Raw genomic sequence first — 14,193 nt, 5'->3', positions numbered from 1 at the left:
GCCAGTGCCGGGAGTTCTACACTGGTGGTCTGATCACCGATCTGCGGGGAGGCAGAAGATGCGCGTGCTCATCGTCGGTGCCGGAATCGCTGGCTCCACGCTGGCATACTGGCTGCAGAAGGCGGGGCATGAGCCCACCCTCGTCGAACATGCACATGGCCTGCGCAGAGGCGGGTATCTCATCGACTTCTGGGGTACCGGATTCGACGTCGCCGAAATGATGGGGCTCGTGCCTCGTCTGCTGAGCGAAGGGTATCAGCTCGCGGAGGCCCGCGACGTCGCAGCAGACGGGCACAGAGTCGCGTCGCTCGATACCCAGCGTTTCGTCGCTGGAGCCAGCGAACGATATGTCAGCATCCTTCGATCAGACCTCGCCGCCGCGATCTATGACTGCCTCGACGACAGGGTCGAGACGATCTTCGGTGACACCATTGCCCGGTTCACCGAGGATGAGCGCAGCGTGCGTGTCGAGTTCGAGCATGCTGCCCCACGGGAGTTCGACCTCGTCGTCGGTGCCGACGGTCTGCACTCCCGCGTCCGTGAGCTGGTCTTCGGTGAGGAGTCGGGGTTCGAGCGCGATCTCGGGATCGCTGTCGCGGCATTCGATGTCGCCGGCTACCGACCACGGGACGAACTTGTCGCCGTCATGCATGCCGAGGTCGGGTTTCAGGCGATCCGTGTCGCGCTGCGTGATGACCTGACGATGTTCATGCTCACCTTCCGGCATGATGGCCGCCTCCCCGCTGATGATGTCGAGGCCCAACGGGAGCTGGTGCGATCGAGTCTGGCGGGAGCAGGGTGGGAGATCCCTGCGATCCTCGACAGATTGCCGCAGGCACGGACGCTCTACCTCGATCGGGCGAACCAGATCCGGATGCCTTCGTGGACCAGCGGCAGGGTTGCACTGATCGGTGATGCCGCGGCGTCCCCGTCATTGTTGGCCGGCCAGGGCTCGGCGCTAGCCATGGTCGAAGCTTACGTTCTGGCCGCTGAACTGACTGCCACGCCGGATGACCACCGCCGAGCCTTCGACGCGTATGAACGTCGGCTGATGCCCATGGTGGGCAGCAAACAGGACGCGGCCAAGGGGCTCGGAACGGCCTTCGCCCCGCCGAACCGTCTGCAGCTCGTCCTGCGAAACACTCTGATGAGGTCCATGGGATTCCCGCCCGTCGCGAATCTCACCATGGGACGCAGTCTGCGAGATCCGATCGAACTCCCAGACTGGCCGGGCGCCTGAAACCGGGCGCCTGAAACCAGGCGGCCCGGCCAGGCGCCCGAGCTCAGGCCCTGAGCAGCTCAGGCCTTGAGTTCCGCGGCCAGCTCGTGGAAGGTGCGGCTGGGGTTGCCGAAGCGGTGCAGTGTCATCGACACGGCCTGCTCCTGCACGTAGTACCGCATCTCCACCCGCGCCGAGGAGGTTACCGGCTCATCGATGACCGCGACCTCCGGACGGGGTGCGCTCGCGGCCAGCAGCTCGGGCTCCTGCGGACCGAGCACCCGGATGCGGGCGCCGACGGAATCGTCGTAGCGGCCTTCGCTGACCATGTCGGAGAACGTCGACGCGGACTCGGTGCGGGCTGCAACTCCCGCATTCGTGACGGCGATCTTCACCTCGGAGGCGACATCCTCGGCGACGGACAGCTGTACCGTCGACCCGACTGACTTCGCAGCGTGGACGGACCTTTCGAGGTCGAACAGGGACGAAGCCGAGGTCACTCGTAGGGTCACGGGACGGGGCCGGTAGCGGAAGATGTTGGCTTCCGCATGGAGTCCGGTGTGGTCCTTCGCCGCCCCGAATTCGCGGGCCAGCCAACGGTCGTCGTCGGCCTTGGCCAGCTCGAGGTTCTGACTCGTGTCAGTCGCGCCCGGCAGACTTGAGGGATCATCGGTGAAGTGGCCGAAGAGCATGAGGTAGTTCGGGCCACCGGCCTTCGAACCGAGCCCCACGGAGGACTGCTTCCAGCCGCCGAAGGACTGACGCCGCACGATCGCGCCGGTGATGCCGCGGTTGACGTAGGCATTGCCGACCTGGACACGGTCGAGCCAGGTGCGCACCTCCTCCGGGTCGAGGGAGTGGATGCCGCCGGTGAGGCCGAAGTCCACGGCATTCTGGAACTCGATCGCCTCGTCGAGGTCACGGGCGTGCATGAGGCCGAGCACCGGGCCGAACACCTCGGTGAGGTGGAAGAACGATCCCGGCTTGACGCCCTCCTTGATTCCCGGACTCCACAGGCGGCCCGTGTCATCGAGCTGCTTAGGCTCGAGCAGCCAGGACTCGCCCGGCTCCAGCGAGGTCAGCGCCCGCTCGAGCTTGTCGGAGGGATCCTCGGTCAGCGGCCCCATCGTGGCGGACAGATTCGCCGGCCAGTCGACGACCATCGACGAGGCGGCATCGACGAGTTGGCGACGATAGCGTTCGGAGTCGTGGGTCGACCCGACCAAGATGCCCAGGGAAGCGGCCGAGCACTTCTGTCCGGCGTGGCCGAAGGCCGAGTGCACGAGATCGGCCACAGCCAGATCGCGATCGGCCGCAGGCGTGATGACCAGGGCGTTCTTGCCGGAGGTCTCCGCGTTGACATGCAGGTCGGGGCGGAAGGACTTGAACAGCGCGGCCGTCTCCGAGGCACCCGTGAGGATGACGCGATCGACGTCAGGGTGGGCGACGAGGTGGCGGCTGAGGTCCCTGTCGGCCGGAGTGCACAGCTGCAGCACGTCCGTGGGAACGCCAGCCTCCCACAGGCAGTCGACGATGAGCGCCGAGCAGTGCGGTGCGGGCTTCGACGGCTTATGGATGACGGCCGAACCAGCGGCCAGTGCCGCCACGGTGCCACCGGTGGGAATGGCGATGGGGAAGTTCCACGGCGGGGTGACGACGACCATCTCATCGGGGACGAAGTTCGCGCCCTCGAGGTTCTCCAGCTCGGCAGCACCCAGCGCGTAGTAGCGGATGAAGTCGATGGCCTCAGAGATCTCGGGATCGGACTGAGACGGCATCTTGCCCACCTCGGCGGCCGCGACGGCGATGAACTCACCGCGACGGGCGGCGAAGACCTCCGCCGCGCGATGGAGGATCTCTCCGCGCCCGGTGGCACCGAGCGCGCGCCAGGCTTCTGCCGCCTTGCGACCGCCGGAGATCATCTCATCGAGCTTCGCAGCCGATTCGACCTTCGGCGTCTTGGGCCGATCGTCGAGGTAACCGGGAGCGGTCGCCTCGGCGATGATCTGCCTGGCCCATGCCTGGTTCGCCGGCAGCGAGGGATCAGTGTCGGGCTCGTTGAAGAACTCGGACGGGACGGGGGCGGGCACGTCGCGCTCGGCTGAACGGTCCTGGGACCGGTTCGGCGCTGGCGCCCTCTCCCCATCTTCCGCGAGGATGTCCTCGAGCTGTTTGACGGCGGCTTGGAAGCGCTCCGCCTCCCGCACGAAGACCTCGTTGCCGTTGGCCAGGTCGAAGATGCCTGACATGAAGTTCTCGTGAGAAGAGTTCTCCTCGAGCCTGCGCACGAGGTAGGAGATCGCAACGTCGAACTCCTTCGGATGCACGGCCGGAACGTAGAGGAGGAGGTCACCGACGTCCTCGGTCACTGCAGCGGCCTGTTCGGAGGCCATGCCCTGCAGCATCTCGAACTCCACGCGGTCGGTGACCTCCCGGTCGAGCGACAGGTGGTGGGCGAAGGCGATGTCGAAGAGGTTGTGACCGGCCACGCCGATGCGCAGTCCCTTCATCCGTTCCGGGGTGAAGAGCCAGTGCAGGACGCGCTTGTAGTTCGCATCGGTGGACTGCTTCGAGTCGCAGACCGTTGCGGGCCAGCCGGCGATCTCCGCGTGGACGGTCTCCAAAGCGAGGTTCGCGCCCTTGACCAGACGAACCTTGACTCCGACGCCTCCATTGGCGACGCGCTCATTGGCGAACTCGCTCAGGCGCTGGACAGCGCCCAGTGCGTCGGGCTGGTAGCCCTGGATGACGATTCCGGCCTCGAGGTCCTTGAATTCCGGTTCGGCGAGCAGGCGGGTGAAGACCGCGATCGTGAGCTCGAGATCCTGGTACTCCTCCATGTCGAGGTTGACGAACTTGGATCCGGTCGGTGCCTTCGCGGCCTGCTGGTAGAGCGGGCGCAGTCGTTCGACGACGTAGTCGACGGTCTCGTCGAAGGCCCACATCGAGATCTGGGAGGCGACCGAGGAGACCTTGACGGAGACGTAGTCGACATCCTCGCGGGCCAGCAGCCGGTGGGTCTCTTCGAGATGATGGTCGGCTTCCGAGTCCCCGAGGACGGCCTCGCCGAGGAGGTTGATGTTGAGTCGGTGCCCGTCGGCGGTGAGTGCGGCCACGGCCTTGCCGAACTGCTTATCGCGGGCGTCGACGACCATGTGGCCGACCATCTGGCGCAGGCGGGTGCGGGCAGCGGGCACGACGACCTGCGGGGCCACCTTGGCCAGCGCAGCACCGGCCTTGATCTGCGCGCGGTCGAGGAACGACATCGTCTCGGGAGCGAGCTTGCCGACCTCGGTCAGCGCATCGGCGGCGGCGTGCACGTCATCGGTGCGCACGACCCGATCGACGAACCCGACGGTGAAATCGAGCCCATTGGGGTCGGAGAGAACTGCGGAGAGGCGCTCGGCTGCGGGATTCTTCGCCGTGGTCTTGCTCGTCGCCACGCGCAGCCATCTGCGGACTGTGTCGATGGAGCGACTGGTGAGCTGATCAAGATCGGAGTCTGTGTGCAACAACTGCTCGTTCCTTTTCTGTTGGACGAACTCTGGATGAGTCTGGGTGGACTCTGGGTGCGGCGCTCCCGCGTCGCCATTGACCGTTGGCGGGATCGTTGAGTCCAGTATGCTCCGGACGAAATGCGGGGTGAAGAGCTCGTGCACAATCGCAGGCATAGTTGAGTCAGAAGTATTAGAATGGCGTGATGTATTCCTCAGAAATGCGTCGTGGTGCTGTTGCCATGACGGCGTCGTCCTCCATCGCCGAGGTGGCCGCGCAGCTGGACATCTCACCGTCGAGTCTGCGTCGGTGGAAGTCGCGTTCTGACCTCGAGGATCGGCCGCGCAGCGGCCGCCCGCAGATCCAGAGCACGGCCGATCAGGTCGTCGAGGCTCTGGTGAGCACCGCAGGGGCGAGGATCTCGGGGAAGGACTATTCGACCCGGGCGCTGGCCGAGGCGACGGGACTGAGCCAGAGCATCGTCTCCCGCGCAATGCGAGGGATGACGGTGCCGACGGATCGGTTGCTCGGCAGTGATGAGGTCACCGTCGTCGCGGGCGGATTCCCGCTGATCGTCATCGGCATTCGCGCTGCAGACGCTCGCAACGCAGGTGGAAGTGGGGGTGGGGTCTCAGCGAGACGGGTGCAGCGTCGCATCGCCGGCATCGTGGCAGCGCTGCGCTCGGCCGGGGTTCAGCACTGGCCGCAGCGCTTCGACAGCGAGCATCGCCAGACCGATGCCTCGGCGACGCTCGAGCTGCTTCGGGCCGGCGGGGATCGCGATCGCTTCGTCGTCTTCGATCCCTTCGGCGAGACGAGCGGTCCGTTCGCTGAGTCCGGAGCTCTGGCAGACAGCGATCTGGGCGGGGGCGCGGCCATCGCCGTCCACCGCGAGTTCGCGGAGTTCCTCGACGCATCCACATCCGCTCTCGCCTGCTGCCGCGACATTCCCGGATCACTGCTCGACACCCTCGCCGACCGCGTGCGCCACGGTTTCGAGGGCGTCATGTGGCGTCGGGCGAGTCAAACCGAAGCCCGGAGAAGTTCCATTTCTTCTGACTCAATGGAGATCTCGTCATGGTTGCCGAAGGGGACACGATCCATCACCGAACATCTGGCGATCGCCCTGCGTGAGGAGATCATCGATTCCGGGTATCAGCCCGGTGATCGGATCAATCCGCGTCTGCTGTCACGCAGGATGCAGGTGCCGCGCTCTTCGGTCGATGCCGCACTGCGGCGCATGGTCGACGACAAGCTGCTCGACGGCTCCCGAGGCGGAACGAGAATCCCGCTCATCACGACCCTCGACGTCCTCGACCTCTATGCCGGGCGCATGGCCGTGGGGGAGGTTCTTCTGCGGTCTCTGGCGCTGCGGCAGAAGCGCTACTTCGTGCCTGTGCAGCTGGCCCTTCGCCAGGTGGAAGCATCGGCGGCGACCAAGAGCGGCATCGATGTCGAGGATGCGGACCTCCACTTCCAGCAGGAACTGGCCCGGGCCTCGGGGCTGAGGCAGAGCGCTCGAGCCTTTGAAGCCCTGACCCTGCGGCTGCGGCTGTTCATCTCGGTCCTGCAGCTCGACTACTCACCGGCCAGCGATCGCATCCTCATCGATGACCGCGCCATCTTCAGAGCACTGTCCGTCGGGGATGCAGAGCGTGCCGTGGACGCGTGGCGGGGGAAGGTCGACAACGCGGTCAGACACATGGCCGGACTCTTCGCCCGCCGTCGGTTCGACCAGGATCTCTGGGCGCAGCTGACCCGACGGGGATGAACGGGCCCGCGGTGGACAGCGTCAGCCGCCGGACAACCTCGGCGAGGGTGCCTGGTATAAATTTGGGGAAAGTCAGTGCTTGATTTCGCAGAGCCGAAAGGGATAGTTGAACCGTGGAGACCTTGATTGTAGGCGTGGCAGGCGGGACCGGCAGCGGAAAGACGACGCTGACCCAGGAGCTGTTGGACAAGTGCGCCGGTCCGCCTTCGGTGTTGTTCCACGACAACTACTATCGGCGGCGGGATGAGCTGACCTACGAGGAGCGGGAGAAGGTCAACTATGACGACCTCGACGCCTTCGACAACGACCTGTTCGTCGAGCACCTGCGCGCCCTGCGCTCCTCTAGACCGGTCGAGAGCCCCGTCTACGACTTCTCGATCCACAATCGCAGCGATCGCACGACGCTCGTCGAACCCTCGCCGGTGATCATCGTCGAGGGGATCCTCATCTTCGCCGAACCGCGGATCTGCGAACTGCTCGATATCAAGCTCTTCGTCGATACAGACGCCGATGTCCGACTGCTGCGACGGATCAAGCGCGACGTCGTCGAACGAGGGCGCACCCTGCAGTCGGTCGAGGACCAGTACCTGGGAACTGTGAAGCCGATGCACGAGCTGTACGTGGAGCCCTCGAAACGCAACGCGGACATCATCATCCCTGATGGCGGGCACAATATCGTGGCCATGGACATGGTCCTCAACCGGATCCAGAGGGACGTCGGCTAGGGCCTCGTGAGGTCGAATCTCGTTTCGCTGGAGTCGCGTGTCTGACCCTCGGAAAATCTCGTGTCAGGGCCGACTTGTAGTGTGTTTGCATGGACACGGAGACCGTTCCGGAGGCATTTTCGGCGGATCATGATCTCATTGCAGAGATCGACCGCTTCGCTTCCATGGTGCGTGGCGAGAAGCCCGCTGTCACCGAAGCCGAGACACTGGCGCGGATCACAGCATTCGAAAGACTGAAGGCGACCATCGTGGCCGCGCAGTCCGCCGAGGCTGTGGCCTTTGAGGCCCTGCGCCAACGGCGGGATGCGCTCAACCAGGTTCCCGCGCGTGACTGCGGAATCCGCTCGGCTGAGGAGATCGCCTTGGCGAAGAGGGTCTCACCCGGATCCGGCCGAAAGTTTCTTTCCACCTCGCGGGCAATCGTGGGCGAGATGCCGAATACATTCAAAGCGCTTGCCGCCGGGGAGATCTCCGAGGACAAAGCCCGTGTCATGGCCGACGAAACTGCAACGCTGCCCAGCGCCGACCGAGGCAAGGTCGACACTCGAATGAAGACGAGCATGGGGCCGGCAGGGCTGCGGAGCCTGCGCACGGAAGCGCGCGCCTTGGCAGAGGAGATGAACGCCGAGGCTGCGGCCGAACGGGCGAAGAAAGCAACGGCGAACCGCCGCGTGACCATGACCGCGCTCGATGACGGGATGGGACGCGTGTCCGCGATCATTCCGATCCAGCAGGCCGTTGCCGTCTATGAGGGGTTGAAGAATGCCGCCGAATCAGCGTCAGCAGCCGGCGGTGCCAAGGGGCGCAGGAACAACCAGCTGCTGGCCGATACCTTTGTCGAGCGGCTGACGGGACAGTCGAGCGCGGAAGCTGTTCCCGCAGAGGTGCACCTCGTCGTCGAAGCGGAGTCGTTGCTCTCCGACGGCTTGGTCCCCGCCTGGCTGCCGGGCTTCGGCCCCCTTCCGGCACGAACAGCACGCAACTTCATCGCCGCCAACGAAGCCGAGGTCTTCATCCGCCGCATGTTCACTCGTGCCACCGATGGCCAGCTGGTGGGAATGGAATCTCGCGGTCGCACGTTCACCGGGCAGCTGCGGCAGATGGTCGTCTTTCGCGATGACGTGTGCCGGACGCCCTGGTGCGATGCGCGGATCAGGCATGCCGATCATGCTGACGGACACGCCTCCGGCGGCGAGACTTCGTGGGAGAACGGTTCGGGACTGTGCGCCGCATGCAATTACGCGAAGGAACATCCTGGGTGGAAGCACAAGGCGACGGCAGAGAGGCTGACGGTTACAACTCCCACCGGTCGCGAGTATGTGGTGCCGACGTCTCCATTGGTGCGCCGGATGAAATATCCACGAGCTGCTCCGGGTGATGGCGATTGGCGCTTGGCGTTGTCTGGACTGTTGGAACCGCAGCGATCAGGATCGCCACCCGACTCCGAATCCGACTCCGAATGCCGCGAAGTCGACATTCCGTTCTTTCCGATCACGGCGTCAGAAGCGAAGAAGTTCGAGGAACAACAGCAGGTTGAATCTGCTCGCGGCGAACCTCCTGAACCAGCTCGCGGCGAACCTCCTGCGTACGAGATTGTCGAGGTTGTCCAACCCTGTGCTCTGCCCACGACACTTCGCTCTCGGTATCGTCGCCGGCGTCCTCGCCGGGCCCGGAGGCTCAACGGCTCTGGAGACAGGCCCGTAGCCAGCTGTGCCGACAGTTCCAAAGGAAGTTATGCCGAGGGATGTCTTCGCCAGGGGTTGCTCGACACCGGGTGACGTGATGAAACTGCAACAACCCCGACACGGCTCTCACCGCGCCGGGCAGCAAGATCGTGAGTATGGATACTCATGACAACGACGGCGGCGATAATCGTGGCTACGGCGGCCACAATAGCGACGGTCCAGAGCAACGACGAGGACTGCGACCGGGCCTGGACCTGCTTCGGGCCGCGCGGTTCCTTCCCCTCGTGACGGTTGCTGCGTGGATCATCACGATCTTCGTTCCCATCCTCGACAGCGGCAACGATGACGGGCCGAGAATCAGGATCACGTCTGTGGGCGAGACCCCGCTCGACCCCGAATACCTTTCTCCCGGCTTCATTGCCATTTGGCTCCTGATCGTCGGTTTCGCGATACTTCCTTGGCTGTTCGGTGTCGAGCAATGGTGGTCGGGAAGTGCCATCGTGCTGGGTGCTCTGCTTCTGCTCGTCCTCGCCGCAGCCGTCATCAATCCGCCATCGTTGTTATGGGATGGGCAGACCGATGACGGATTGCCGACAGGTGGGATGGAGGTGGCTCTTCCGGACTTCGGATTCGCGATCTCCCTTATCGGCAGTCAGGCGCTCGGTGCCGCCGGCTTCTGCGGGTGGATCGGCGCGCAGCGACGCAAGAGCGGAGCCTAGACATGCCGAAGAGGCCGAGAGCTGAGCGCTCGAACCTCGTCACCCGCAGCACCGGGGGACCGAGACATGCTCGATTGCGGCTGTTTGCCAGAGTACTGCCGGTCGTGACTTGGGCTGTATGGGCGGTGACCCTCTGGGTCCCGGTCCTTGACAGCTCGCTCAACAGTCTGCACACCGAAGAGTCCATGAGGATCGTCGTCACCTCGTTGGGTGATGTTTCCAGCGAACTCAGCGACCTCGATCCCAAATTCGTCGTTATCTGGAGTTGCCTGCTCGCCTGCGTGATCTCGGCCTGGCTCGTCGACCGTCTGCGGATCTGGGCGTGGCCCACGGTCTGTCTCGGTATCGCAATCCTGGCCACACTGATCAACATGGTGGCCAACCCTCCGACGTTGATGTGGGATAGCCAGGACAGCAGCGGACGGTGGGTCGGCGGGATGGAAGTCGCTTCTCCTGCCTGGGGAGCCGCATTGTGGGCAGTCGGGGGCATTGCTCTGATCGCCGCGGGGATCTGCGGTTTCATAGGGGAACGGCAGCGGTCGCCTGAACGTCAGCGATCGCCTGAGCGTTTCCGCCAAGACACGCACAGCCGGTTCATCGTCCGCCAGCAACGAACTCCGGCTGAAAACGCTGCACGTCTGCTGCCGCTGATGAGTTTGGTCTCCTGGATCGTCATGATCTGGGTGCCCATCATGGACAACCAGGCGACGGACGAAGAGGGTGTCACGCTTACATCCCTGGGTTTCAACACAACCGAACTCGTCGATATGAGCCCCGGCATTCTGTTTGCGTGGACTGCCGTCATCCTCAGCTCGGCAGTCGGTCTGACCATGGAACCACCGGCATGGTGGTCTGCGGTCGTCGTGGCCTTCAGCGTCGGCCTGTACCTCATGCTAGAGAAGATTCTGGCGCACCCGCCGACCGTCCGGTGGAGAGGCGAAACATCGTCCGGAGAATCGATCAGCGCCAACATCGTCGGCTTTCCAGCGGCGGGAGTGAACTTCTGGGCGTTGGGGAGCATCACGCTGATTGCCGCTGGCATCAGCGGACTCATCGCCCAACGACAACGCCGACGTCTCTTCAGGTGAGGCATTCCCACACTGTTGAGACGTCGGCGTCAGTGGATCCGACTCGGGACTAGAACCGACTCGTCACTCGATCGTACGAGTCACTGTTCGGAGACGAACACTCCGTCAAAGAAGTTGCCGATCTCGTCATGGGCATCCAAGGGGAAGATACCTGAGACATACTGATCCGGGCGGACTACCACTACGGCGCCGTCACGGCTGATGCCGCGCTCCTCGAAGATGTCCTCACCTTCGAGAGTTGCGTAGATCTTCTCCACATACTCGAGGTCGAACTCGCCCACGTGCGGACGGAAGACTGTCGGCACATCGGGGAAGGAGAACTCGGTGTGACCCTGCTGGTAGATGACGCTGAGCTCGAGGAGACTGTCGAGGTCCTCACCTGCTCGGCGGTACTTGACCAACGGCGAGGCCGGATCGGCATTGAGCCAGTCGGCCAGCTCGGTGACCTTTGACGAGGTGGCATCGGTAGGTGCCGGAGCATCCGCGAAGACATAGACGCGCCAGCGACCATCAGCCCGGGCCCTGTGCCCCAGGTGGATGAAGTTGGAGTCGCAGCTGCGCTGAACCTGGGCCGACTTGAACCTTTTGCCCACGGGGAAGCCGGTGGCCAGCTCCTGATGCTCGGTCGAGGCTGTGATCATCGATTCCGTGTATTCGGTCATGAAGCCGGCGGGGAACTCGGCGGTCTTGACGTAGAAGTCCTGCAGGTAGGTCTCGTCCGGCAGATCCTCCTGCGGAGTCGCCATCAGGGTCGACCATTCCTTGTCGAAGTCGATGAGGTTCTTCGCGGTCACCTGGCGTTCGTCGGAATAGGTCCGCAGCAGTTCCTGCGAGGACCGCCCGGAGATCACCTGGCCGAGTTTCCACGAGATGTTGAACCCGTCCTGCACTGAGACGTTCATGCCCTGACCGGCCTTCGCCGAGTGGGTATGGCAGGCATCACCGGTGATGAACACGCGTGGGCTCGGTGAGCCGACTGCAGTCTCGTCGGTGTCGTCGAAGGCATCAGTGAGACGGTGTCCGACCTCGTAGACGCTGTGCCATGCGACATCCTTCACATCGATGCTGTACGGGCTGATGATGGCGTTGGCGCGATCGATGATCTCGTCGACGCTCGTCTGCCGCACCTTGCGCGCATCGTCTTCGGGAACTTCACCGAGGTCGACGTACATGCGGAAGAGATGCCCGCCCTCGCGGGGGATGTGGAGGATGTTGCCGTGCTTCGAGGAGATAGCGCACTTGGTCCGAATGTCGGGGAAGTCGGAGTTCGCGAGCACATCCATGACACCCCAGGCATGGTTGGCCTGGTCGCCGATCATCGTACGACCGATGGACTTGCGCACCCCCGACCGGGCTCCGTCGCAGCCGACGACATAGCCGGCACGGATGGTGCGTTCTTCGCCTGCACGCTCGCCTGCGATGTAGCGAACCGTGACAGTGACCGGGTGCTTCGACGCAGAATCGTCATCGACCTTCAGATCCACGAACTCGATGCCGTAGTCCGGGACGATTCGGCCAGGGGACTGTTTGGCGAACTGCGCGAAGTAGTCGAGCACACGGGCCTGGTTGACGATGAGGTGGGGGAATTCGCTGATCCCGGTCTCATCATCTTTCGGCCGTCCGGTGCGGATGATGTGCTCGGGGTTCTGCGGGTCCGGATTCCAGAAGGCCATATCGATGATGTGATAACCCTCGCGCATGATCTCTTCAGCGAAGCCGAACGCCTGGAAGGTCTCGACCGAGCGTGCCTGAATGCCATCGGCCTGACCGATGACCAGCCGCGAGTCGCGCTTCTCAATCATCCGGGTGTTGACCTCCGGATACTGAGAGAGCTGCGCTGCCGCGACCATCCCCGCCGGGCCGCTGCCGACGATGAGGACATCGACCTCATCAGGCAGGTCCTCTGGGCGATCGATTCCATAGCCTGCTGCAGCTTCGATCCGCGGGTCTGCGGACACATAGCCGTGCTGGTGAAAATGCATGTCAACCTCCGGTTCATCACACGTCTTCGTGACTTTCCAATATTAGCAGTTCATATACGATCGTATGTTACTCAGGTCATCATGAGCGCACACCTATGATCGGGCTCACGGACTGCTCCTCCTCGTGGTCGGGCCCCAGGGGCATGCCCGAGCGGTCCCGCAGGAGCAGTGTGGCGATGAGTGCGATCACCGTCATGATCGCCAGATAGAAGGCCACCGAGGTGGTCGTGCCTGTGGCCGAGACCAGTGCTTTTGCGATGGTCGGGGCGAACGCTCCGCCGAGGATTGATCCGATCGCATAGGAGACCGAGACACCTGAGAACCTGACGCTGGAGGGGAAGATCTCGGCGTACATCGCCGGCTGCTGCCCGTAGGTGAAGCCGAGCCCGACGGTGAGGATGACCAGTCCCAGGAACAGCATCCAGATGCTTCCGGTGTTGACCAGCGGGAAGAGGGAGAAGATGCCGATCAGGAGAAGCGCCCAGCCCAATAGGTAGGTGTTCTTCCGCCCGATCTTGTCCGAGACGGAGCCGGCCACGATGGTGAAGATCAACCACGACACCGCCGAGGCGGAGACTGCCCAGAGCACAGGGCCGCGTTCGAGCCCGACCGACCCAGCCGAGTCCGTGGCGTAGTTCTGGATGTAGCCGCCGGTCGTCATGTAGCCGGCCGCATTGTTGCCGACGAAGACCAGCGAGGCCAGGATGACGAGGAGCCAGTGGTTCTTGAGCAGCTTGCCCAGCGGGTTGGTGACCTGTTCCTTGCGCTCGGCGATCTCGTGGAAGACGGGGGACTCCTCGACGCCTCGGCGGATCCAGTAGCCAACGGCGACGAGCAGGATCGAGAGGAAGAACGGCACGCGCCAGCCCCATTCGAGGAAGGCCTCGCCGGGCGCGATCACAGTCATCAGCGCGAGCACGCCGGAGGACAGGATGAGGCCGATGGACACACCGATCTGTGGGAAGGAGCCGCGCAGACCACGATGTTTGACCTCGGCGTGCTCGACGGCCAGGAGGACGGCTCCGCCCCATTCGCCGCCGGCGGAGATGCCCTGGATGATGCGCAGGACGATGAGGAGGATCGGTGCTGCGATGCCGATCGACTCGTAGGTCGGGAGGAAGCCGATCAGGGCTGTGGCGGCACCCATCGCGATGAGTGTGATGATGAGGACGACCCGGCGCCCCAGCTTGTCACCGTAGTGCCCGGCGAGGAATGCGCCCAGTGGGCGGAACAGGAAGCTGATGCCTACGGTGGCGAAGGCGACCATGGTCGACAGGGTCGAGCCCAGCGGGCCGAAGAAGAGTTGATTGAAGATCAGCCCCGAGGCCGCCGCATAGAGGAAATAGTCGTACCACTCGATGCTGGTGCCGACGACGGTCGCGAATGCCACCCGACCTTGGGTGTGCTTTTTACTCACCATGACTCCTGCGTCGCTTTGAGACTGCTGGGTTAGTGTCGCCGCACGCATATGAGGTCGCAGATCCGACCTCGATGATGTGACGCGGACTA

Annotated in this window: 9 protein-coding genes; 6 read left to right on the top strand and 3 right to left on the bottom strand. The window is 63.9% G+C overall.

Going from position 1 to position 14,193, the window contains the following annotated elements; all coding sequences use genetic code 11:
- Positions 1-58: 58 nt before the first annotated feature.
- Entirely contained in the window at positions 59-1,240 is a 1,182-nt protein-coding gene (locus BLT92_RS04605) for an FAD-binding domain (protein WP_092103579.1), read from the top strand.
- 59 nt (positions 1,241-1,299) lie between these two features.
- Here the strand turns inward: BLT92_RS04605 and BLT92_RS04600 are convergent, their stop codons facing one another.
- Positions 1,300-4,734 carry a bifunctional proline dehydrogenase/L-glutamate gamma-semialdehyde dehydrogenase gene (locus BLT92_RS04600; RefSeq protein WP_197679662.1) on the bottom strand — a complete coding sequence of 1,145 codons (3,435 nt, stop codon included), beginning with the start codon at positions 4,732-4,734 and terminating at the stop codon, positions 1,300-1,302.
- A 185-nt stretch (positions 4,735-4,919) separates the two neighbouring features.
- On the opposite strand from BLT92_RS04600, the gene BLT92_RS04595 reads away from it, so the two are divergent.
- The 5 genes from BLT92_RS04595 to BLT92_RS04575 all read left to right on the top strand — a co-directional run bounded on the left by BLT92_RS04595 (position 4,920) and on the right by BLT92_RS04575 (position 10,702).
- Entirely contained in the window at positions 4,920-6,485 is a 1,566-nt protein-coding gene (locus BLT92_RS04595) for a transposase (protein WP_092103577.1), read from the top strand.
- A 113-nt stretch (positions 6,486-6,598) separates the two neighbouring features.
- Positions 6,599-7,210 (top strand): uridine kinase, encoded by a 612-nt coding sequence (gene udk, locus BLT92_RS04590; RefSeq protein WP_231939019.1) that lies wholly within the window; start codon positions 6,599-6,601, stop codon positions 7,208-7,210.
- An 89-nt stretch (positions 7,211-7,299) separates the two neighbouring features.
- The gene (locus tag BLT92_RS04585) at positions 7,300-8,988 is read left to right on the top strand and encodes an HNH endonuclease (protein ID WP_092103572.1); all 1,689 of its coding nucleotides are present in this window, start codon (positions 7,300-7,302) and stop codon (positions 8,986-8,988) included.
- Positions 8,989-9,050: 62 nt separating this feature from the next.
- Positions 9,051-9,614 (top strand): hypothetical protein, encoded by a 564-nt coding sequence (locus BLT92_RS04580; RefSeq protein WP_092103570.1) that lies wholly within the window; start codon positions 9,051-9,053, stop codon positions 9,612-9,614.
- A gap of 104 nt (positions 9,615-9,718) precedes the next feature.
- Complete coding sequence (locus BLT92_RS04575; protein ID WP_157691318.1) at positions 9,719-10,702, top strand: hypothetical protein; 984 nt, start codon at positions 9,719-9,721, stop codon at positions 10,700-10,702.
- Between the two features lie 80 nt (positions 10,703-10,782).
- On the opposite strand, the gene BLT92_RS04570 is transcribed toward BLT92_RS04575, so the two are convergent.
- On the bottom strand, positions 10,783-12,684 hold the full coding sequence (locus tag BLT92_RS04570) for an FAD-binding monooxygenase (RefSeq protein WP_092103566.1): 1,902 nt from the start codon (positions 12,682-12,684) through the stop codon (positions 10,783-10,785).
- A gap of 79 nt (positions 12,685-12,763) precedes the next feature.
- On the bottom strand, positions 12,764-14,104 hold the full coding sequence (locus tag BLT92_RS04565) for an MFS transporter (protein WP_092103564.1): 1,341 nt from the start codon (positions 14,102-14,104) through the stop codon (positions 12,764-12,766).
- Positions 14,105-14,193: the final 89 nt, after the last annotated feature.

Origin of the sequence: Brevibacterium picturae (assembly GCF_900105045.1) — a bacterium.
Taxonomy (GTDB): domain Bacteria; phylum Actinomycetota; class Actinomycetes; order Actinomycetales; family Brevibacteriaceae; genus Brevibacterium; species Brevibacterium picturae.
Note: the sequence above shows the minus strand (reverse complement) of the source record. Positions and strands in the feature narration are given on the sequence as shown.